The 20,546-nt window shown below is 62.6% G+C and carries 23 protein-coding genes and 1 pseudogene; 12 read left to right on the top strand and 12 right to left on the bottom strand.

Annotated elements, in window-relative coordinates:
* Positions 1-58 precede the first annotated feature (58 nt).
* Complete coding sequence (locus tag NKI96_RS02160) at positions 59-454, bottom strand: hypothetical protein (protein ID WP_352512622.1); 396 nt, start codon at positions 452-454, stop codon at positions 59-61.
* 312 nt (positions 455-766) lie between these two features.
* On the opposite strand from NKI96_RS02160, the gene urtA reads away from it, so the two are divergent.
* From urtA to NKI96_RS02190, 6 genes are all read left to right on the top strand, one after another.
* Positions 767-2,077, top strand: coding sequence for an urea ABC transporter substrate-binding protein (gene urtA, locus NKI96_RS02165; protein ID WP_023832056.1), 1,311 nt, complete (start codon positions 767-769; stop codon positions 2,075-2,077).
* A 113-nt stretch (positions 2,078-2,190) separates the two neighbouring features.
* Entirely contained in the window at positions 2,191-3,807 is a 1,617-nt protein-coding gene (gene urtB, locus NKI96_RS02170) for an urea ABC transporter permease subunit UrtB (protein WP_352802744.1), read from the top strand.
* Positions 3,804-5,036 carry an urea ABC transporter permease subunit UrtC gene (gene urtC, locus NKI96_RS02175; protein ID WP_352802747.1) on the top strand — a complete coding sequence of 411 codons (1,233 nt, stop codon included), beginning with the start codon at positions 3,804-3,806 and terminating at the stop codon, positions 5,034-5,036. The genes urtB and urtC overlap by 4 nt, the downstream gene beginning before the upstream one ends.
* A gap of 4 nt (positions 5,037-5,040) precedes the next feature.
* Entirely contained in the window at positions 5,041-5,787 is a 747-nt protein-coding gene (gene urtD / locus NKI96_RS02180) for an urea ABC transporter ATP-binding protein UrtD (protein ID WP_023670934.1), read from the top strand.
* Positions 5,788-5,856: 69 nt separating this feature from the next.
* Positions 5,857-6,552, top strand: coding sequence for an urea ABC transporter ATP-binding subunit UrtE (urtE, locus tag NKI96_RS02185; protein WP_023815806.1), 696 nt, complete (start codon positions 5,857-5,859; stop codon positions 6,550-6,552).
* 532 nt (positions 6,553-7,084) lie between these two features.
* Positions 7,085-7,261 (top strand): hypothetical protein, encoded by a 177-nt coding sequence (locus NKI96_RS02190; RefSeq protein ID WP_023670936.1) that lies wholly within the window; start codon positions 7,085-7,087, stop codon positions 7,259-7,261.
* Positions 7,262-7,353: 92 nt separating this feature from the next.
* Here the strand turns inward: NKI96_RS02190 and NKI96_RS02195 are convergent, their stop codons facing one another.
* From NKI96_RS02195 to NKI96_RS02230, 8 genes are all read right to left on the bottom strand, one after another.
* On the bottom strand, positions 7,354-8,499 hold the full coding sequence (locus NKI96_RS02195) for a GGDEF domain-containing protein (protein WP_023670937.1): 1,146 nt from the start codon (positions 8,497-8,499) through the stop codon (positions 7,354-7,356).
* A gap of 315 nt (positions 8,500-8,814) precedes the next feature.
* Positions 8,815-9,618, bottom strand: coding sequence for a DUF72 domain-containing protein (locus NKI96_RS02200; RefSeq protein WP_352802749.1), 804 nt, complete (start codon positions 9,616-9,618; stop codon positions 8,815-8,817).
* Positions 9,619-9,645: 27 nt separating this feature from the next.
* Entirely contained in the window at positions 9,646-10,110 is a 465-nt protein-coding gene (locus tag NKI96_RS02205; RefSeq protein ID WP_023693384.1) for a GNAT family N-acetyltransferase, read from the bottom strand.
* A gap of 34 nt (positions 10,111-10,144) precedes the next feature.
* Positions 10,145-13,066 carry an excinuclease ABC subunit UvrA gene (gene uvrA / locus NKI96_RS02210; protein ID WP_023693385.1) on the bottom strand — a complete coding sequence of 974 codons (2,922 nt, stop codon included), beginning with the start codon at positions 13,064-13,066 and terminating at the stop codon, positions 10,145-10,147.
* 784 nt (positions 13,067-13,850) lie between these two features.
* Positions 13,851-14,072, bottom strand: coding sequence for a hypothetical protein (locus tag NKI96_RS02215; RefSeq protein ID WP_032906241.1), 222 nt, complete (start codon positions 14,070-14,072; stop codon positions 13,851-13,853).
* A 146-nt stretch (positions 14,073-14,218) separates the two neighbouring features.
* Positions 14,219-14,827: an ATP-dependent Clp protease proteolytic subunit gene (locus NKI96_RS02220; protein ID WP_023684630.1), complete on the bottom strand. Its 609-nt coding sequence runs from the start codon at positions 14,825-14,827 to the stop codon at positions 14,219-14,221.
* A 29-nt stretch (positions 14,828-14,856) separates the two neighbouring features.
* Entirely contained in the window at positions 14,857-15,324 is a 468-nt protein-coding gene (locus tag NKI96_RS02225) for an SRPBCC family protein (RefSeq protein WP_023746155.1), read from the bottom strand.
* A complete protein-coding gene (locus NKI96_RS02230) occupies positions 15,321-15,635 on the bottom strand; it encodes an ArsR/SmtB family transcription factor (protein ID WP_023670944.1) in 315 nt (104 codons plus the stop codon). The genes NKI96_RS02225 and NKI96_RS02230 overlap by 4 nt, the downstream gene beginning before the upstream one ends.
* 133 nt (positions 15,636-15,768) lie before the next feature.
* Here NKI96_RS02230 and NKI96_RS02235 point away from each other — a divergent pair, with 133 nt between their 5' ends.
* The 5 genes and pseudogenes from NKI96_RS02235 to NKI96_RS02250 form a co-directional block, all read left to right on the top strand.
* Positions 15,769-16,170, top strand: coding sequence for an ABC transporter ATP-binding protein (locus NKI96_RS02235; protein WP_352802752.1), 402 nt, complete (start codon positions 15,769-15,771; stop codon positions 16,168-16,170).
* Positions 16,171-16,380: 210 nt separating this feature from the next.
* A complete protein-coding gene (gene ssb / locus NKI96_RS02240; RefSeq protein WP_023670946.1) occupies positions 16,381-16,914 on the top strand; it encodes a single-stranded DNA-binding protein in 534 nt (177 codons plus the stop codon).
* Between the two features lie 37 nt (positions 16,915-16,951).
* Positions 16,952-17,170 (top strand): DUF2306 domain-containing protein, encoded by a 219-nt coding sequence (locus tag NKI96_RS32495; protein ID WP_502900243.1) that lies wholly within the window; start codon positions 16,952-16,954, stop codon positions 17,168-17,170.
* 2 nt (positions 17,171-17,172) lie between these two features.
* Entirely contained in the window at positions 17,173-17,331 is a 159-nt protein-coding gene (locus NKI96_RS32500; RefSeq protein ID WP_502900244.1) for a DUF2306 domain-containing protein, read from the top strand.
* 23 nt (positions 17,332-17,354) lie between these two features.
* Positions 17,355-17,777: pseudogene (locus NKI96_RS02250) on the top strand (OsmC family protein); the annotation flags it as partial.
* Between the two features lie 27 nt (positions 17,778-17,804).
* On the opposite strand, the gene NKI96_RS02255 reads toward NKI96_RS02250, so the two are convergent.
* The 3 genes from NKI96_RS02255 to NKI96_RS02265 form a co-directional block, all read right to left on the bottom strand.
* Positions 17,805-18,434, bottom strand: coding sequence for a MarC family protein (locus NKI96_RS02255; protein ID WP_352802755.1), 630 nt, complete (start codon positions 18,432-18,434; stop codon positions 17,805-17,807).
* Positions 18,435-18,540: 106 nt separating this feature from the next.
* Positions 18,541-18,918 (bottom strand): VOC family protein, encoded by a 378-nt coding sequence (locus NKI96_RS02260; RefSeq protein ID WP_352802758.1) that lies wholly within the window; start codon positions 18,916-18,918, stop codon positions 18,541-18,543.
* 34 nt (positions 18,919-18,952) lie between these two features.
* Complete coding sequence (locus NKI96_RS02265) at positions 18,953-19,489, bottom strand: hypothetical protein (RefSeq protein ID WP_023706193.1); 537 nt, start codon at positions 19,487-19,489, stop codon at positions 18,953-18,955.
* Between the two features lie 87 nt (positions 19,490-19,576).
* Here NKI96_RS02265 and NKI96_RS02270 point away from each other — a divergent pair, with 87 nt between their 5' ends.
* Positions 19,577-20,428: a helix-turn-helix transcriptional regulator gene (locus NKI96_RS02270; RefSeq protein ID WP_352802760.1), complete on the top strand. Its 852-nt coding sequence runs from the start codon at positions 19,577-19,579 to the stop codon at positions 20,426-20,428.
* The last annotated feature ends 118 nt before the right edge of the window (positions 20,429-20,546 follow it).

The following is a 20,546-nucleotide window of genomic DNA, read 5'->3' on the forward strand; positions in this document are numbered from 1 at the left end:
CATTCACATGACATAAGAGGAAGGTTTTGCCGCAACTGGGCGCGGCACTACGCATCGCTCAGCCCTTGGTGCAGGTCGAGGCGGTGAAGGCGCCGTCGGGCTGCTTCAGAATGATGTCGAATGACGGGGCGGTCTCGCCGTCCAGTGTTGCCTGTGTCATGGAGACGGAGTTGCCACCGGTGGTATAGCCGCCCAGCGGCCCGAGCCAGGTGATCTCGCCATTGGCGTTCATCTGATAGTTGTAGCCTTGCAGCGCCGTTCCGAACGTCACCGGGCCGGTATAGACATTGCCCTTGATAGTGATGTCGCCGAGGTTGAGGAAGGCGCCGAGCAAATAGACCTCGCAATGATAGGTGCCGTCAGGAAGTTTGCCCTCGCTGAAATCGGCGCGCGCGGCGCCGCTCGTTGCCATCAGCAGCAGGATGCCGGAAATGCGTGAGATGCGAGATGTCATGACGTCTCTCTTTTGAAGGGCGAGCTTGCCCTATTTTTGCGCGGTGCCGCAACATTGTTCGCCCGGAACCCACGGCCGGAGATCAAAAACTAGGCATTTGTCTCAATTGGGCAAAAATTAGGCAAAAGCCGTGTGCGCTGCGCAAATTTGGCTCAATCAATTTTCACTGGCTGCCATTGTTTTGCTCCAGGCTAATATACCAACCGGCTGATAACGCTCGGCTATTCCATTCTTGCGAGCGGCGCCTTTGCGTTTGGCACGGCAGTTGCATTGCATTATCGCGGTGCAATCAAACAGCTGGGAGTCTTCGGTATGAGGGGTAATTTCTCCACAATAACAAAAATGTTTTCGGCCGGCGTGGTCGCCGCCGGCCTGTCGATGTCGTCTCCGGCCAAGGCCGCCGAAGACACGATCAAGGTCGGCATTCTGCATTCGCTATCGGGGACCATGGCGATTTCGGAGACGACGCTGAAAGACGCCATGCTGATGCTCATCGAAGAGCAGAACGCCAAGGGCGGCCTGCTCGGCAAGAAGCTTGAGGCGGTCGTCGTCGATCCGGCATCCAATTGGCCGCTCTTCGCCGAGAAGGCGCGCGAGCTGATCTCCAAGGACAAGGTCGCCGCCGTGTTCGGCTGCTGGACCTCGGTGTCGCGCAAGTCGGTGCTGCCGGTGTTCTCGGAACTGGACAACATCCTGTTCTACCCCGTCCAGTATGAGGGCGAGGAAAGCGAGCGCAACGTGTTCTACACCGGCGCCGCCCCAAACCAGCAGGCGATTCCTGCCGTCGATTATCTCATGAGCGAGGACGGTGGCTCGGTGAAGCGCTGGGTGCTGGAAGGCACCGACTACGTCTATCCCCGCACCACCAACAAAATCCTCGAGGCCTATCTGAAGGCCAAGGGCGTCGCCGCCGAAGACATCATGGTCAACTACACGCCGTTCGGCTTCTCCGACTGGCAGACCGAAGTCTCCGCAATCAAGAAATTCGGCTCGGCCGGCAAGAAGACCGCCGTCGTCTCGACCGTCAATGGCGACGCCAACGTTCCGTTCTACAAGGAACTCGGCAACCAGGGCGTCAAGGCCGAGGACATCCCGGTCATGGCCTTCTCGGTCGGCGAAGAAGAACTGGCCGGTCTCGATACCGCGCCGCTGGTCGGCCATCTCGCTGCCTGGAACTATTTCGAGAGCGTCGACACACCCGAAAACAAGAAGTTCATCGCCGACTGGCACAAGTTCATCAAGAATGACAAGCGCACCACCAACGACCCGATGGAAGCTCACTATATCGGCTTCAACATGTGGGTGAAGGCGGTCGAAAAGGCCGGCACCACCGATCCCGACAAGGTCATCGACGCCATGGTCGGCGTGTCCGTGCCGAACCTCACCGGCGGCTATTCGACCATGATGCCGAACCATCACATCACCAAGCCGGTGCTGATCGGCGAGATCCAGGCCGACGGCCAGTTCGAGACCGTGTCGCAGACGCCCGGCCTCGTGATGGGCGACGAATGGTCCGACTATCTGCCCGATTCCAAGGACCTGATTTCGGATTGGCGCGCGCCTCTGTCCTGCGGCAACTTCAACGTTGCCACCGGCAAATGCGGCGGCAAGGGCACGAACTGATCCCTCCCGGGACTGACCGATCGTGGACGCGTCCACGATCGGTACCGCCAAACGTCCGGGCGCTCAGCCCGCCCGGACGCCAAATTCCACCCTCCCGGAAAGTATCTGAACGGATGATCCTGTCGCGCACTCTCGGCCTCATGCTGGTGTTCCTGGTGGCAAGCCTGTTGCCGTCGAACGCAGCCGAAGCCGATCTGCGCGCCATCGTCGCCAAATTCGCCACCGGCACCGGCTTTTCCGCCACGGAGGCCGTCGTGCGCGAGCTTGCCGCCACCGGCGATCCGCTGGTCGAGCGCCCGCTTGCAGCGCTCGCCGAAGGCAACCTTTACATCCGTAAAGCCGATTCAGCCGTCTTCGTCGGCAGTGAGGCCGCCGACAGCGTCACGCTGCTCGACCCGCTGAGTGGCGAGAAAGCCGGCGACGCCGCCAAGGCCGACATCACGAAGATCAAGGTCAACAACACGCTGCGCCGTGTCATCCGAGACGCGCTGGGAACGCTGACGTTGCGCGCGAAAGATCCTTCTGTCCGCATCGCCGCCGCCGACACCATGTTCAAGACCCCCGATGCCGCCAATATCGAGCCGCTCGATGCAGCCATCGCCGCCGAGACCGACGCCAAGGTCAAGGCATTGTTGGAACAGGCGCGCGCGGCATCGGTGCTGGTCTCCGACAAGCCGGAGGCCGACAAGCTTGCCGCCATTGCCCTGATCGACGCGCGCGGCGACCGCGACGCGGTCTCGCTGCTCACCGCGGTCGAGGCCAATGCGCAAGGCGCGGTCAAGGATGCCGCGACGGCGGCAATCGCCAGCATCAATTCGAGCCTGGCGCTGTGGGATGCCGGCCAGAACATATGGTACGGCATCTCGCTTGGCTCGGTGCTGCTGCTGGCCGCCATCGGCCTCGCCATCACCTTCGGCGTCATGGGCGTCATCAACATGGCGCATGGCGAGATGGTGATGCTCGGCGCCTACACCACCTTCGTCGTCCAGCAGGTGATCCGAACCTCATTCCCCGGCCTGTTCGACTGGTCGCTGGTGATCGCGCTGCCGCTCGCCTTCCTGGTTGCCGCTTCCGTCGGCCTGATCATCGAGCGCGGCGTCATCCGTTTCCTCTACGGCCGGCCGCTGGAAACGCTGCTCGCAACCTGGGGCGTCTCGCTTGTCCTGCAGCAGGCGGTGCGCTCGATCTTCGGACCGACCAACCAGGAGGTCGGCAACCCCTCCTGGATGTCGGGATCGTTCGATGTCGGCCAACTCGCCGTCACCTGGAACCGCCTCTGGATCCTGGTCTTCGCGCTCACCGTCTTCGGCGTGCTGCTCTTTGTCATGAAGCGCACGCCTTGGGGCCTGCAGATGCGCGCCGTCACCGCCAACCGCCGCATGGCCGCCTCGATGGGCATCAGGACGCCTTGGGTCGATGCGCTGACCTTTGCGCTCGGCTCCGGCATTGCCGGCATCGCCGGCGTCGCGCTCAGCCAGATCGACAATGTCTCGCCCAATCTCGGCCGCGGCTACATCATCGACAGCTTCATGGTCGTGGTCTTCGGCGGCGTCGGCAATCTCTGGGGCACGCTGGTCGGCGCCTTCTCGCTCGGCATCGTCAACAAGGTTCTCGAACCCTATGCTGGCGCGGTGCTCGGCAAGATCGTCGTGCTGGTCCTGATCATCCTGTTCATCCAGAAGCGCCCGCGCGGCCTGTTCGCGCTCAAGGGCAGGGCGGTGGAAACATGATCACGGGACGCTTCTTCGCCGCGGGTGCCGACCGTCGCATCGCCATCACTATTTTCATCCTGCTGACGGCCGCCATTATCGTGCCGCTGCTCAACCTCGCAGTGTCGCCGCAAAGCGCGTTCTATATTCCGTCCTACATCGTCGCGTTGACGGGCAAGTACCTCTGCTATGCATTGCTTGCCTTGGCGCTCGATCTCGTCTGGGGCTATTGCGGCATCCTCTCGCTCGGCCATGGCGCCTTCTTCGCCCTCGGCGGCTATGCGATGGGCATGTACCTCATGCGCCAGATCGGCTCGCGCGGCGTTTACGGCAATCCGATCCTGCCCGATTTCATGGTGTTCCTGAACTACAAGGAATTGCCCTGGTTCTGGACCGGTTTCGACCACTTCTGGTTCGCCGCCATCATGGTGCTGGCGGTGCCCGGCCTGCTCGCCTTCGTCTTCGGCTGGTTCGCCTTCCGCAGCCGCGTCACCGGCGTCTATCTCTCCATCATCACCCAGGCGATGACCTACGCGCTGCTGCTCGCCTTCTTCCGCAACGACATGGGTTTCGGCGGCAACAACGGCTTGACCGATTTCAAGGATATTCTGGGCTTCAACGTGCAGGCCGACGCCACCCGCTCGGCCCTGTTTGCCGCCAGCGCCATCATACTCGCGCTCGCCGTCTTCATCACCTGGGCGATCGTCGGCTCCAAATACGGGAAGCTGCTGATGGCCGTGCGCGATGCCGAGAGCCGCACCCGCTTTCTCGGCTGGCGGGCGGAGAACCTGAAGCTGTTTGCTTTCACCGTCTCGGCGGTGATGGCCGGCATCGCCGGCGCGCTCTATGTGCCGCAGGTCGGCATCATCAATCCCGGCGAATTCGAGCCGTCCAATTCCATCGAAGTCGTGATCTGGGCAGCCGTCGGTGGGCGCGGCACCATTGTCGGCCCGATCGTCGGCGCGCTGCTGGTCAATGCCGGCAAATCCTGGTTCACCGGCCTGCTGCCGGAGTTCTGGCTGTTTGCGCTCGGCGGCCTGTTCGTCGCCGTAACCCTGTTCCTGCCCAAGGGCATCGTCGGCATGTGGGATTCCTGGCGCGGTAACGCTCGGGCGATGCGGGCTGCAGCGATTGCAGAGGAAGCGGGCACAGACCCTGATGCCCCGCCGCCATCGAAGATCGTGCGCAGCGCAGCAACAACGCCCGGTGCCTGGTCCGCGTCCGGGCCTGAACCGCAGCCGGCGGAATAGAGCGATGTCGAAGTCCAACACCATCCTCTATCTCGACGGCGTCTCGGTCTCCTTCGACGGTTTCCGCGCCATCAACAATCTGTCGCTGGTGCTCGACAAGGGCGAGATGCGCGCCATCATCGGTCCCAACGGCGCCGGCAAGACGACGATGATGGACATCGTCACCGGCAAGACCCGGCCCGACGAGGGCGAAGTGTTCTTCGACGGCCAGGTCGATCTGACCCGGCACGACGAGGCGGAGATCGCCATGATGGGCATCGGCCGCAAATTCCAGAAGCCGACCGTCTTCGAAAGCCACAGCGTCGAAGACAATCTGATGCTGGCGCTGAAGGGCCCGCGCTCGATCTTTCCGGCGCTGTTCCATCGCCGCTCGGCCGCCGAAGCCAGACAGATCGACGACATCCTCGGCATCATCCGGCTGGGCGACAAGCGCCACGATCTGGCAGCCAATCTCAGCCATGGCCAGAAACAGTGGCTGGAGATCGGCATGCTGCTGGCGCAGGACCCGAAGCTGCTTTTGGTTGACGAGCCGGTCGCAGGGATGACCGATGCCGAGACCGAGGAAACCGCGCGGCTGCTCAAGGACATAGCGCGCGAGCATTCGGTCATCGTCGTCGAGCACGACATGCATTTCGTGCGCGAACTCGGCGTCAAGGTCACCTGCCTGCATGAGGGCTCGGTGCTGTCGGAAGGCTCGCTCGATTTCGTCTCGGCCGACGAGCGGGTCGTCGAAGTTTATCTCGGGAGATGAGCATGGTCTGGCGGGTGCAATTCCATCGCTTCGACTTTTCGTTCCTCCGCTTCTGGAGAAGTCGCTGACATGCTCGAAGTTTCCAACGCCACGCTCCATTACGGCGCTGCTCAGGCGCTGCGCGGTGTGTCGCTGACGGTGGGTGCCGGCAAGATCACCTGCGTGCTCGGCCGCAACGGCGTCGGCAAGACCAGTTTGATGAGATCGATCGTCGGCCACCACCGGCTGACGAGCGGAAGCGTTGCCTTCGAGGGGAAGGCGCTCGACCGGAGCGCGGCGTATGATCGCGCCCGGTCGGGCATCGCATTCGTACCGCAGGGCAGGGAGATCTTTCCGCTGCTGACGGTGCGCGAAAACCTGGAGTCCGGCTTTGCGCCGTTGAAGCGCGCCGACCGCAACGTGCCGGCGCATGTCTTCGAACTGTTTCCGGTGCTGAAGCAGATGCTGGGGCGGCGCGGCGGCGATCTCTCAGGCGGCCAGCAGCAGCAGCTCGCCATCGGCCGGGCGCTCGTCATGCGGCCGAAACTGCTGGTGCTCGACGAGCCGACCGAAGGCATCCAGCCCTCGATCATCAAGGACATCGGCCGCGCCATCCACTATTTGCGCGATCAGGCCGGCATTGCGGTGCTTCTGGTCGAGCAATATCTCGATTTCTGCCGCGAGCTCGCCGACGAGGTCAACATCATGGACCGCGGCCAGATCGTCCACACCGGCCCGGCCGAAGATCTCGACCGGGCGGACGTCAGGAAGTTTCTGACGGTTTAACGCAGGTCGACGGCTGCACGGATCGTACACGTCGAAGATTGGCTGAAATGCCCACAATCACTTCGTCATTCTAGGGCGGAGCCAAGGAGCGGAGCGACGCGCGCAGACCCTAGAATCCATGCCGCGACATCAGCCAAAGAGTGCCGCGATGCAGAACAAGATCGCTTCTGCGGCACATTGGCCATTCCACATTCTGCACCGTTAATGACGCTTCTTCGTCCCGGCATGGATCCCTGGGTCTTCGCTCCGCTTCGCGTCGCTACGCCCAAGGATGATGAAGTCGCGAAGGTCCGCACCCGTTGCGTCGGACTTTCGTCCGAGGCCGCCACACTCTGGCACGCCGAATACTACATGCTAGTCTTTCCTAGGCCTCGGTGAGTCGGCCGCTTCCGTATCAGTCTGGTTCTGTAGCAGATCGAGGGAATATGCTGGCTCAGCCTGCAAGTTCCACGCAAGCAAGCCACCCTAGCTTCCCTCGCAGTTCTGATTGTCGGTCAATGCGTTCAGATAATCTTGCCAGGAGAATAGGGCTATGGAACGGTTCGTCGAGGACCACCAGAAACGACGGCTGACAGAGCGTGTCGACATCATCACCGCCATCAACATTCTGCGCTCGCAAGGCTACCAGCAGGATGAGCTGATCGGCGAAATCACCAAGGTTTTCTACGTCGACCTCGACACTTACAACGAGATCGTCATAGCGGCCTAAAAGCGCGTCGCGCCTGAACGGCCTCATGCGACGCGCTTTGGAGTGTTGTTTTACGTGTGGTGAGGTTCAGGCCGGCTGAATATCAGCCCAGCCTACCCGGCGCGCCGGAAGGCGAGCACACGATTGCGGCCGCCGCGCTTGGCGCCGTAAAGCGCCTTGTCGGCGGCGCTGAGCACCTTGTCGAATTTGGTGCCGCCCTCGCTGCCGAAGGCGTAGCCGGCGCTGACCGTGCAGGAGAGCAGGCGGGTCTCGGTATCGATCCGGCGCATGGCAAAACTGGCCCGGATGCGCTCGGCTATGAATTCCACCTTTTCAGGCAAGGTGCGATCGAGCACCAATGCAAATTCCTCTCCGCCCATGCGCGCGGCGACATCGCCTGGCTGGAGATTGGCGGTCAAATCCTTGGCGAATAGTTTCAGCACCTCGTCGCCGGTGGCATGGCCGAACTCGTCATTTATGGCCTTGAAGCCGTCGAGATCGAACACGATCACGGCGGTGAAGGACCGGACCGGTGTTTTGCCGTGCAGGTCGAACAAAGCGCGCCGGTTGAGCAGTCCGGTCAGCGGATCGGTCAGCGCTTCGCGGCGATGATGCTGCGCCAAGCGTCCCTGGTTGAGCGCCAGCGAGAGCGCGCCGATGCCGGTCATGCAGGCGATGACGACGATGAGGCTGAAATCCTCGGCCCAGTTGCTCGGCGCATGGCCAAGCACCAGCCTGCCATCCCAGACAAGTGCACCGGAGCACAGCACGAAGGAAATTGCGGTGGCGGTGTAGAGCCCTGCAATGCCGAGGATCGGGGCCGGGAATTCCGTACGACCCTTCCAGTATTCATAGGCCGTCGCAAACAAAAGCAGCGCGGCGAAGGCATTCTCCAGCATGAAGCCCAGCCCGTCATAGCCAAGCGCCATCGGCGGCAAGGCGACTGCCAGCGAGACGCCGGCGCCGACAGCGATGCGCGGCAATGGCGAGCGGCCGGTCGTGAACTGATGGGCCGCGCCCAGCATGGTCGCGAAGCCGAGCAGCAGGAACGTGAAGCTGGCGAGGCCGAGCAGGCGTCCGGGCGCGTCGATATAGGCCTGGTAGGCGAAGACGTCGGCGACGATCAGAAGCACGCTGACCGCCCAGGTCAGCAGGAATTTTTCCGAGCGCGCGGTAAGCCAAATGCCGAACAGCGTCAGGCCGAGGCAAGCGGCGGAAAACCCGACAGCCAACAGAAGGGAACTGTAGTCGAGCGACATGCCCTCGTCCTTGCGCGCGGCGGCCGGCCTCTAGAAAGGACCCGCACCGGATTTATGCAGGATGGAGGTATCGATAAGGTTACGATGCGCATAAGCTATCACGCTTCGGTTCATCGTAGCAATTCTGGGTTGAAACCCTTTTCAAGGGAAAGCGCTGACCGCTTTCCCGGGAAAACCGTTCCACACTTTTCCTGGAATTGCTCCTAATGCATGTCGCCCAGAAGTGTGCCGCGGTTCTGGGACAACGGCATGCATCAAGACAAAGACTTAAATCGCGTCGTATGAATCCGTTTCAGCGCGACGCGCTTTAACCGATCAGCTCACCCGCTTCATCAGCGCCATGGCGCCGAACGGCGCGCGCACCTTGCCCTCGGTGATGAAGTAGACGAACACATCGCGCGGTTTCACCGGCGCGTCGAAAGTCGGATCGGCGCGCCGCAGATCGGCCGGCTGCTTGCCTTGCGCCCAGGTCTTCACCCGCGCTGCCCATTCGTCCAGGCCATTCGGCGTATAGCAATCCGGATTGTCGTCGCTGCCGGTCTGCAGCCGCGCATAGATAAAATCGCCGGTGATGTCGGCGATACCAGGATATTTGGCATGGTCGGCATAGACGATTGCCGCCTTGTATTTGCGCGCCAGGCCCACAAATTCCGGCACGCTGAAACTGTCGTTGCGCACTTCCAGCGCATGGCGCAGCGCCACGCCATCCTGCTTTTCCGGCAGCAGCTTCAGGAAGGCCTCGAAATCGTCGGCGTCGAACTTTTTCGTCGGCGCGAACTGCCACAGGATCGGGCCCAGCTTGTCGCCCAGCGCGGCAACGCCGGAGCCGAGGAAGCGCGTCATGGACTCGCCGGCTTCGCCAAGCACGCGGCGGTTGGTGACGAAGCGATTGCCCTTCAGCGAATAGACGAAACCGTCCGGCGCCTCTCCCGCCCATTTGACGAAGGTCGGCTCCTTGAAGCTGGAATAGTAGGTGCCGTTGACCTCGATGCTCGGCACCTGGCGGGTGGCGTAACTTAGCTGTTTGGCCTTGGAAAGCTTGTCCGGGTAGAAAGACGTATCCCAGGGTTCGAAAGTCCAGCCGCCCATCCCGGCGCGGATTGTTCCTTGGCTGATCATCGTCTTCCTCCCATTCTAAAAATGCGGTCAGGCTATTTTTCCAACCGGTTTGATCATGTCGACCACGATCCATCCGGGACGGTGGGGATTGGCTCGGCGGCCCGTTTCGTGGAAGCCATAGGCCGTATAGATCTCGATGTTCCGCTCCATGCGCGAATTGGTGTAGAGCCGCACCTCCGGCACACCCCATAGCCGCGCCTGTTCCTGGGCGAAGTCGAGCAGCGCGGTGCCGAGTTTCCTGCCCTGGAAAGCGGGGGAGACCGCGACGCTGAAGATCATCGCATGATCGGGATGGCGCTCAATAACGATCAGCCCGGCGAGTTCCGCGCCGCTCTCCAAGAGCCAGACCTCGCCACGCTCGATGCGTGGCGCATAGTCCTCGGTGACTGGGAGCGGCGGCGCGCCTAACAGGGGCGTGTAGTGCTCATAGGCGGTCTGCGTCAGCGAGACGACTGCGTCGAGATCACCGGCAAGCGCCTGTCGGACTGTCATTCAAAGCTCTCCAGGCGCCCGACCGGTCTGTCAGTTACTCCGCCGCTTCGCGCTTGCCTCCGGGCCGCCGCTCCAAAAGCTCCTTCAGGAACTGGCCGGTGTAGCTGCGCTTTTCGCGCACGATGGCTTCCGGTGTGCCCTGTGCCACCAGTTCGCCACCGCCATCGCCGCCTTCGGGGCCGAGGTCGAGCACCCAGTCGGCGGTCTTGATGACTTCGAGATTGTGCTCGATGACCACCACCGTGTTGCCCTGGTCGACCAGTTCGTGAAGCACTTCCAGCAACTTGGCGACGTCGTGGAAGTGCAGGCCGGTGGTCGGCTCGTCGAGGATGTAGAGCGTCTTGCCGGTCGCCTTGCGCGACAATTCCTTGGCGAGCTTGATGCGCTGCGCCTCGCCGCCCGACAGCGTCGTCGCCTGCTGGCCGATATGGATGTAGCCGAGGCCGACCTGCTTCAGCGTCTCCAGCTTGTCGCGCACCCCGGGCACGGCGGCAAAGAAATCGACGCCTTCCTCGACCGTCATGTCCAGGACGTCGGCGATCGACTTGCCCTTGAACAGGACGTCGAGCGTCTCGCGGTTGTAGCGCTTGCCGTGGCAGACGTCGCACGTGACGTAGACGTCGGGCAGGAAGTGCATCTCGATCTTGATGACGCCGTCGCCCTGGCAGGCCTCGCAGCGGCCGCCCTTCACGTTGAAGGAGAAGCGGCCCGGCTGATAGCCGCGGGCCTTGGCCTCGGGCAACCCGGCAAACCAGTCGCGGATCGGTGTGAAGGCGCCGGTGTAGGTGGCCGGGTTCGAACGCGGTGTGCGGCCGATCGGCGACTGGTCGATGTCGATGACCTTGTCGAGGAATTCGAGGCCCTCGATGCGGTCGTGATCGGCCGGATGCTCGCGCGAGCCCATGATGCGGCGCGACGCCGCCTTGAACAGCGTCTCGATCAGGAAGGTCGATTTGCCGCCGCCAGACACGCCGGTGACGGCGGTAAAAGTGCCGAGCGGGATTTCGGCAGTGACGTTCTTGAGATTGTTGCCGCGCGCGCCGACGATCTTCAGCCGGCGGTTTTTCTTGGCCTCGCGCCTGACACCGGGCGTGGCGACTTCGAGCGCGCCCGACAGATATTTACCGGTGATCGAGTTGGGATTGGCCATCACCTGCTGCGGCGTGCCTTGGGCGATGATCTCGCCGCCATGAATGCCGGCGGCCGGACCCATGTCGACGACATAATCGGCATGCAGGATGGCGTCCTCGTCATGCTCGACGACGATCACCGTGTTGCCGATGTCGCGCAGATGCTTGAGCGTGTCGAGCAGGCGGGCATTGTCGCGCTGGTGCAGGCCGATCGACGGCTCGTCCAGCACATAGAGCACGCCGGTGAGGCCGGAGCCGATCTGCGACGCCAGACGGATGCGCTGGCTCTCGCCGCCCGACAGCGTGCCGGAATTGCGCGACAGCGTCAGATAGTCGAGGCCGACATCGTTGAGGAAGCGCAGGCGGTCACGGATTTCCTTGAGAACGCGCACCGCGATCTCGTTCTGCTGGTCGTTGAGATGTGGCGGCAGTTCGGTGAACCACTGGTCGGCCTTGCGGATCGACAGCTCTGTGACTTCGCCGATATGCTTGCCGGCGATCTTCACCGCCAGCGCTTCCGGCTTCAGCCGGTATCCCTTGCAGACCGGGCAGGGCGTCGCCGACATGAAGCGCTCGATCTCCTCGCGCATCCAGGCGGATTCGGTTTCCTTCCACCGCCGTTCGAGATTGGGAATGACGCCCTCGAACGTCTTGGTGGTCTTGTAGGAGCGCAGGCCGTCATCATATTGGAAGGTGACCTCGCGCTCGCCGGTGCCACGCAGGACGGCATCCTTAGCCTCTTCGGTCAGGTCTTTGAACTTGTCGCCGAGCTTGAAGCCGTATGCCTTGCCCAGCGCTTCCAGCGTCTGCGCATAATAGGGCGAGGTCGATTTCGCCCACGGGCTGACGGCGCCGTCGCGCAGCGAGACGTTTTCGTCCGGCACGATCAGGCTGGCGTCGATGGCGCGCTGATTGCCGAGGCCGTCGCAGGTCGGGCAGGCGCCGAACGGGTTGTTGAACGAGAACAGCCTGGGCTCGATCTCCGGAATGGTGAAGCCGGAAACCGGGCAGGCGAATTTTTCCGAGAACAGGATGCGCTCATGCGTCTCGTTCTTCGATTTGTTGACCGAGTCCTCGCCGGTCTGGCTGGCGTCGAGCGGCCGGTCGGCGAACTCGGCCACCGCCAGCCCTTCGGCGAGCTTCAGCGCCGTTTCGATGGAATCGGCAAGCCGTGTTGCCAGGTCGCCGCGCACGACGATGCGGTCGACGACGACGTCGATGTCGTGCTTGTACTTCTTGTCCAACGCCGGCACATCGGCGATCTCATAGAAGACGCCGTCGACCTTGACGCGCTGAAAGCCCTTCTTCTGCAGCTCCAGCAGTTCCTTGCGATACTCGCCCTTGCGGCCGCGCACGATCGGCGCCAGCAGGAAAAGGCGCGTGCCTTCCTCGACCGCCAGCACCCGGTCGACCATCTGTGAAACCGTCTGGCTCTCGATCGGCAGGCCGGTCGCCGGCGAATAGGGGATGCCGACGCGCGCGAACAGCAAGCGCATGTAGTCGTAGATCTCGGTGACGGTGCCGACCGTCGAACGCGGGTTCTTCGACGTGGTCTTCTGCTCGATCGAGATGGCCGGCGACAGGCCGTCGATCTGGTCGACATCCGGCTTCTGCATCATTTCGAGGAACTGGCGCGCATAAGCCGACAGGCTCTCGACGTAACGGCGCTGGCCCTCGGCATAGATGGTGTCGAAAGCAAGCGACGATTTGCCGGAGCCCGACAGGCCGGTCATGACGATCAGGCTGTCACGCGGCAGGTCGAGATCGACATTCTTTAGGTTGTGTTCGCGTGCCCCGCGAATGGAAAGGTATTTATGGTCGGCCATCGCCGGTCGCCGCCTCAGGTCTGGTGTCAGTGGGATCGGCGGGTTTTCCCGGCCATTCCCTATGTAGGTATTTTTGCCGCCACGTCGAGAGACGCCACACTTCTCGACCAAAGCCGTTTAACCGTCTTTCGCGCGAACGGGCAAGCGGAAAGAACAAAGACCGAACACGCTCCTGACAAAGCTGTGCAGAAACTGACAAGGGTGTTTCAGAAACTGACCCTGACGTAAGCTCCCGACGATCACATTTTCCGTAACCGGCTATTCAAGGTTGACGCCGTCAAATCAGGGGCGCACTCTGCCGGAGTCAACGGAGCCGGCCGTCTTTGATGGCCTCGCCGCCCATAGCGGCCTGCGAGACGCCGCAGGTTTTTGCGATTTGTGCTTCGGATTGACACCAGTCGCAACGGACATAGGAGCGGAGCATGACGCCACCGGATAGTCCCTTGAGGCTCCACCTGCTAGTGGAGCCGCGGCGGGCATAATTGCCAGGTAGTTTCAAGGCATTGGAGTGTATGCGTCCAAACGAACGCATCGCGTCAGTCCAACAAACCACCAGACAAACCGTGACCTGCCGAATCCCACAAAAATCAGAGACGGCTAGTCGGATAGTCGGCTGAATGCCGCGAAGCATCCGAAATCAAAGTCGGTATAACACTACCGGCAGTTTGGATTTGGAATCCAAAAAAAAGCCCCGACCGTTAGCGGAAGCAACGGCGGGGCTGTTCTTTTGCGAGGAAGTCGTCGGCGCAGGCTTTCTCTCCCGTATGGTAGCTGGGAGAAGGGGCTACCGGCGCGGCGGCTTGATCCCACCCGTGCCGACATCGACAGTGATGCTGCCGGAAATCCTGACATCGGTGTCGCCGATCTTGAACGTGCCGTTCTCGCCGGGAGGCAGCGCGTCGTCCGGCTCCGGCTGCGGCGCGGGCTTGGCGATGCGGTAGTCGCCGGCCACGCCGGGCAGGGCGCCTTTCCGCGACGTGCTGGTGCTGCCCCCGGCAAAGGCCATGCTCGATGTCGCCGCCGTGATGGCAATGGCTATGGTCAGTCTGTTCAGGTGGTAGCGCATGGCAAGACTATAGTGCCGCGCTCAAGGCGAGGCCAGACCAGAGGCGTTGAAATTGAGGGAACACCGGCCTGCATTCAATCCGCCGATCAGGCCGCTGCCTGCTTGCGGGTGTCGAAGACGTGGTCGACGAGGCCCCAGTCCTTGGCCTCCTTCGCGGTCATGAAGAAATCGCGGTCGAGCGTGCGTTCGACCTCTTCGTGGGTGCGGCCGCAATGGTGAGCGTAGAGGTCGGCCATGTGCCGCTTGGTGCGCAAAATGCCTTCGGCGTGACGCTGGATGTCGGAGGCCTGGCCCTGGAAGCCGCCCAAAGGCTGATGCAGCACGATGCTGGCATTGGGCAGCGCGATGCGCCGCCCCGGCGTTCCCGCCATCAGCAGGAAGGAGGCCATCGACGCGGCAAAGCCCATGCACACGGTCGACACCGGGCAGCTGACATATTGCATCGTGTCGTAGATGGCGAAACCGCTGGTCACCACGCCGCCCGGCGAGTTGATGTAGAGCGAGATCTCCTTGTCGGGATTGTCCGATTCCAGCGACAGAAGCTGGGCGCAGACCAGCGCCGACATGCCGTCATTGATCTCGCCATTGACGAAGATGATGCGCTCGCGCAGCAGCCGCGAGAAAATGTCGAAGGCACGTTCGCCGCGGCTCGATTGCTCGATCACCATCGGCACCAGATTGGCAAAGCCGCTCATCTCATTGTCTCCGTTTTGATTTTTCCGGGTCAGGCAGCGCGCAGCAACAGGCGTGGCGCGTTGGCGGCGACAGGCGGTTTGGGCTTGTATGCGCGCAGCCAGAGCCGGCAGCCGGCGCCGGCCATCGCGACCGCAGGCGTCAGGACAAACCCGTCATGGACGATGCGCAGATGCGTGCCGCCGGAAACGGTGCGGGCGAGTGTGAAGGTGACGATGCTCTCCAGCTCCTCGCGGTCGGCGTCGCCGGAACGCTCGCGCCAGGAATAGCGCAGCAGGCGCCCCGGTTCGGCATCGAGCACTTCGCACTCGATCGGCTTCTCAGGCCCGGCAAAGGCAAAGCGGCTGCCGGTTTCCGGATTGATGTCGTTCGGCATCATCCATTCCGCCAAGAGGTCCGGCACGGTCAGTGCCCGCCACACTTTTTCCGGTGCGTCCGGCAGATCGCATTCGAAGGCGAGGGCATCTTTGGCGGTCTGCGTCTGCTTTTCGTCGGTCATTGGTCCATGTCCTTCAAAACGGCCTTCAGTCTTTCGATGCGCTCCGGCCAGAATGCGCGGTAGCGTTCGATCCAGCCGAGCAGCGGCTCGAGCCCTTGCGGATCGGCGCGATAGTAGGCGTTGCGGCCGGCGCGTCTTTCGCTGACCAGGCCTGCGCCGCGCAGCACGGCAAGGTGCTGCGACACCGCCGGCTGCGACACGCTCATGCCAGTGCGCAACTCCGACACGCTCATCTCGCCGGAAGTCAGCCGCTCGTAGACGGCGCGTCGCGTCGGGTCGGCCAGGGCGCGAAAAATCTCTGCTTCGATCATGGCAAAAGCATAAGTCGATACTTATCGATTTGGCAAGGGGTGTTTTGAATGCCCCGTATTGATTGGATCCTGCCGGGCCTCTAATCCATGGGCAACAAGATGGGTCGATCATGGCGAGGCAGGAGTAGTATTTATGAATTCCAACGTCGATCGTTCGTCCGCCGAGAACCTCAACGAGGCTCTGAGGCTCTATCGCCGCCTCGTCCTCGGTATAGGCGCCATCGCCGTCATCGGTTTCATGGCCGTGATCTTGTTGGCCAAGCTGGGTACGGCGCTATCGCCGCCATACGGGATTTACATCTTCGGCGAAGGATTGGGGACCTGGGGCCTGATCGCGGTGGTAGCGGCGCTCGTCGCTCAGGTCTGGTGGCACGGGCGCGCGATCGGGAAATTGCTGAATGACCCGGCTCTGAAATCTGAACCTGCAGTCGGGCTGATGTCGGCACCAACCGTGATCGCACAGCGCGCCCATGCCATGGGCATGGAGTGGAGCGGCTTTTTCGGTCCGTTGCGACCAGCTAAAAAACGGCGCTGACGACACCGCTTCTCGCCCCTGCGTGTCAGCTAAATCCACGCGCCCGCGTCCGCGATTGCTGCCATTCCTTGACAATCCGTGGTTAACAGTATAGGAACGAAAAGGGAACAAAAACCTTGTGGGAAAAGCCAGCCGCGGCAAGCCAGGATTGTCCGCGGCCTGTAAGGTGAACGACTTGAAATTTGGTTCGGATGAGCGCGGAGAAGTGTCATGGCGGGTAGCGTCAACAAGGTCATTCTGGTCGGCAACCTCGGCGCGGACCCTGAAATCCGCCGCCTGAATTCCGGTGACCCGGTCGTCAACATCCGCATCGCCACGTCGGAAAGCTGGCGCGACAAGAATTCCGGCGAGCGCAAGGAAAAGACCGAATGGCACAACGTCGTCATTTTCAATGACCAGATCGCCAAGGTCGCCGAGCAGTACCTGAAGAAGGGCATGAAGGTTTACGTCGAAGGCCAGCTGCAGACACGCAAATGGCAGGATCAGACCGGCGCCGACAAGTACACGACCGAAGTCGTGTTGCAGAAATTCCGCGGCGAGCTGCAGATGCTCGATTCTCGCGGCGAGGGCGGCGGTCAGGTCGGCAACTATGCCGGCGGCGGCGGCGCGAGCCGTGGCTCGGATTTCGGCCAGTCTGGCCCCAATGAGAGCTTCAACCGCGGCGGCAACAGCGGTGGCGGCGGTTCCAAGGGCGGCGGTGGCGGCGGCTCGTCGCGCGAACTGGACGACGAAATCCCGTTCTGAGCTGACGGTAGTCAGCGATATCTGAGGAGAGGGCGCGATGTCGCTCGGACCGCTTCTATCGGCGCGCCCTCCCATTCCATGGCACGCCTTCGCGGCCCTTGCCGCGCTGGCCATTGGCGCTACGCAACTGGCGCTGCCGAAAGGCACGACGCGTCATCGTGTCGTCGGCTATGCCTGGGCGGCGCTGATGCTGGTCGTCGCCAGCAGATACGCCTCGTCGGTCCGTTCAGCCCGATCCATCTCTTGTCGATTTTAGTGTTGATCGCCGTGCCGCTGGCGGTCTGGCACGCGCATATGCATCGGGTCGCCAAACATGGCAGGGTCATGATATCGCTGTATGTTTTCGCCCTGATCGGCGCCGGCGTGTTCACGCTGCTGCCGGGGCGGATCATGCACACGGTCGTCTTCGGCCAGTGACGCTTTCTGAAAGGAAGATTGCCGTGAAAGCACGGATCAAATGGGTCGAGGAGCGCACCTTCGTCGGCGAGTCCGGCAGCGGCCACAAACTGGTGCTGGGAACCGCCCCCGGGCCGGAAGGCAAGACGCCGGGTCCGAGCCCGATGGAACTGGTGCTGATCGGCACCGGCGGCTGCTCGGCCTATGATGTCGTCCACATCCTCGAAAAAGGCCGCGAGGCGATCGAGGACTGTGTTGTCGAACTCGACGCCGACCGGGCCGAAACCGACCCGAAAGTCTTCACCCGCATCCACATGCATTTCATCGTCACGGGCCACGCGCTGTCGCGCGACAAGGTCCAGCGCGCCATCAACCTGTCGATCGAGAAATACTGCTCGGCCTCGGCCATGCTGGCCAAGACGGCTGTCATCACCCACGATTTCGAGGTCGTCGATACGGCGGTGGAGCAGGGAGCAGGGAGCAGGGGCTGCCGCTTACCCCGCCATCAGCGCCTTGATGCCATCCGCGACGAACTGAACCGCAAGCGCGGCCAGGATGACGCCGAGCAGGCGGGTGAGGATCGAGCGGCCGGTCTGGCCGAGGATGCGGTCGATGCGCTCCGACAGCACGAACACCAGATAGGTGATGGCAAGGCAGACGAAGATGATGCCGACCAGCGCCGCTTGTGCTGCAAAACCCTGAAAAGAGCCCGACAGTAGCACAGTCGCCGAAATCGCACCGGGGCCGGCGATCAGCGGGATCGCCAGCGGGAAGGCCGCGATGTTGTGGATCATGTCCTTGGTGATGGCGACGTCGCCGATCTTCTCCTTGCGGTCCTGGCGGCGCTCAAACACCATTTCGAACGCGATGAAGAACAGCAAAAACCCGCCGGCGACGCGGAAAGCCGGCAACGTGATGCCGAACACCGACAGGATGGACGCCCCGGCCACCGCAAACAGCGCCATCACCAGGAAGCCGATGATCGAGGCGCGCACCGAAACCTGCTGACGTTCCTCGCGGGTCATGCCGCGTGTCACCGCGAGGAAGAGCGGCGCGAGACCTGGCGGGTCGATGGTCACCAGAATGGTGACGAAGGCGTTGAACAGGCTGTCGAAACTCGGCATCGCTGACCCCTCCCGCCGGGCCGGACCCCTGCGCCACGATAGTGGTAGAGCAAAGCCTGGCCGGTGGGAACCGTCTGAGATGCCGATACCGGAGACGCCGGCTATGTTAGGCGGCAGCGTTGCAATAGGCCTCCAGGCGATAGCCGTCGGGATCGACGATGAAGGCAGCGTAATAGTCCTCGCCATAGTCGGCGCGCAGGCCCGGCGCGCCATTGTCGCTGCCGCCTGCACGCAAGGCGGCGGCATGGAAGGCGACGACACTCTGCCTCGTCGGCGCGGCAAAGCAGAAATGCAGACCGGACTTCTCGTCCGATGGCACTGGCCGCTCCGCGTCGTTCACCCACAGCGCGACGGCTTGCGCACCATAACCCAGTGAGCCTGGCGACTGGCTGAGGCAGGAATAACCGAGCGGCTTTAGCGCGGCATCGTAGAAGGGCTTCGAAACGTTGGTGTCGCGGACGCCGATCGAGACATGGCCAAGCATGCTTTTGGTCACCTTTTTGCAATATGTTGCGTCATCAGTCGTGGGCGACGCGGCGCGCCAGGAACTCGACTTCGAGACGCCATGTCTTGCCATCGTCGTGCGAACGCTCGCCGAGCCAGCGGAAGCTGTCTTTGGTGATGCGCGAAAAGCTCCAGCGGACCGAGGAACCAGTGCCGTCGGCGCCGACCTGCACAATCGTGTCGCCTTCGGCGCGACCAAGCTGGCGGCTGTAGTATTGGTTGCGCGGGTCGCTCCAGAAGATGTGCCAGGCATCCGAGCCGGGATCATAGGCCCGCAGCGTTGTGCCATAGAAAGTCCATTTGCCGAGAGAAGGCGAGGGGCCGGCATCCCGCGCGGGCAGGATCCATACATCCTGGATCGCCCTGCCTTCCAGGACCCAGCCGAAATGCACCTCGCCGCGTCCGGTGAGAACCGTGCCGTCCTCGAGATGGCGCGTGGCATCGAATGTCCAGGCGCCGACGAAGCGGCCGTAGAGATCAAGCTTGTCAGCCAGACCGGGGTTGGGGCCGTCGCTGTGGAGCGCTTCGGCAAAGGAGGATGTACCGATCATACTTGCTGCCTTCGTTGTGTCAGGAGGCTGCAAGCGATAGGCCCCGGCAGGGTGTCGCGCTTGGGAAAAATTGCTATCTTTCAAGCCATGACGACGAGCGAACAAAACCTGGCATCGGGGCAGGGCTGGCATGTGTCCGACGTGCTGTGCACGGCCGGCGCCGGCGACCGCCCGTTCGAGGAGGCGCACGACACCTTCTGCGTTGCCGCTGTCACCAGCGGCACCTTCCGCTACCGCACCAGGCAAGGCGCCGCCATGCTGGCGCCGGGCGCAATCCTGCTCGGCAATGTCGGCGCCTGCTATGAATGCGGGCATGAGCATGGCGCCGGCGACCGTTGCCTGTCCTTCCACTTCGCTCCGGCCTATCTCGACCGCATCGCCAGCGACGTGCCCGGCGCGAGCAAGCTCGCCTTCGGCGTGCCGCATATGCCGCCCTTGCCGGCGCTCGCATCGCTGCTGGCCGAGGCGGAAGCGGCGCGCGAGATGGTCGACATCGACGCCTTTGAAGAGCTTGGCCTGCGAATTGCCGGCGCAGCACTGGCAGTTGCCGGCGCAGCACTGCCCGTCGCCAGCGATGCGGTGCCTGGCGTTCGACCGCCGAGCCGCCGCGACCAGAAACGGGTTGCCGAGGCGGTGCGGCAGATCGAGCTCAATGCCGACAGGCCGGTCTCGCTTTCCGAGCTTGCCTGCGCGACGGCGACCAGCCCGTATCATTTCCTGCGCACCTTCCGGCAGGTCGCCGGCATGACGCCCTATCAGTTTCTGCTGAGAACCCGGCTGCACCGCGCGGCGGTGCGGCTGCGCATGTCAGGCGATGCCATCTCGGCAATCGCCTTCGAGGCCGGTTTCAACGATTTGTCGACGTTCAACCGCCGTTTCCGGCGCGTCATGGGTGAGACGCCTGGCCACTATCGCGCCCGGCGGGTGGCTACCCGCTAATGCGTCCGCCTGCCTCCTGATACGTTCTTGGCTTGGAAAACGGTCCATCGCAGGCTTTTGCCCTGGCGGCGGCGAAATGCGTTATGGCCAAATCGTCGCAATCAGCTTTATCCATTTG

This window comes from Mesorhizobium sp. M0292 (genome assembly GCF_040321695.1).
GTDB lineage: Bacteria > Pseudomonadota > Alphaproteobacteria > Rhizobiales > Rhizobiaceae > Mesorhizobium.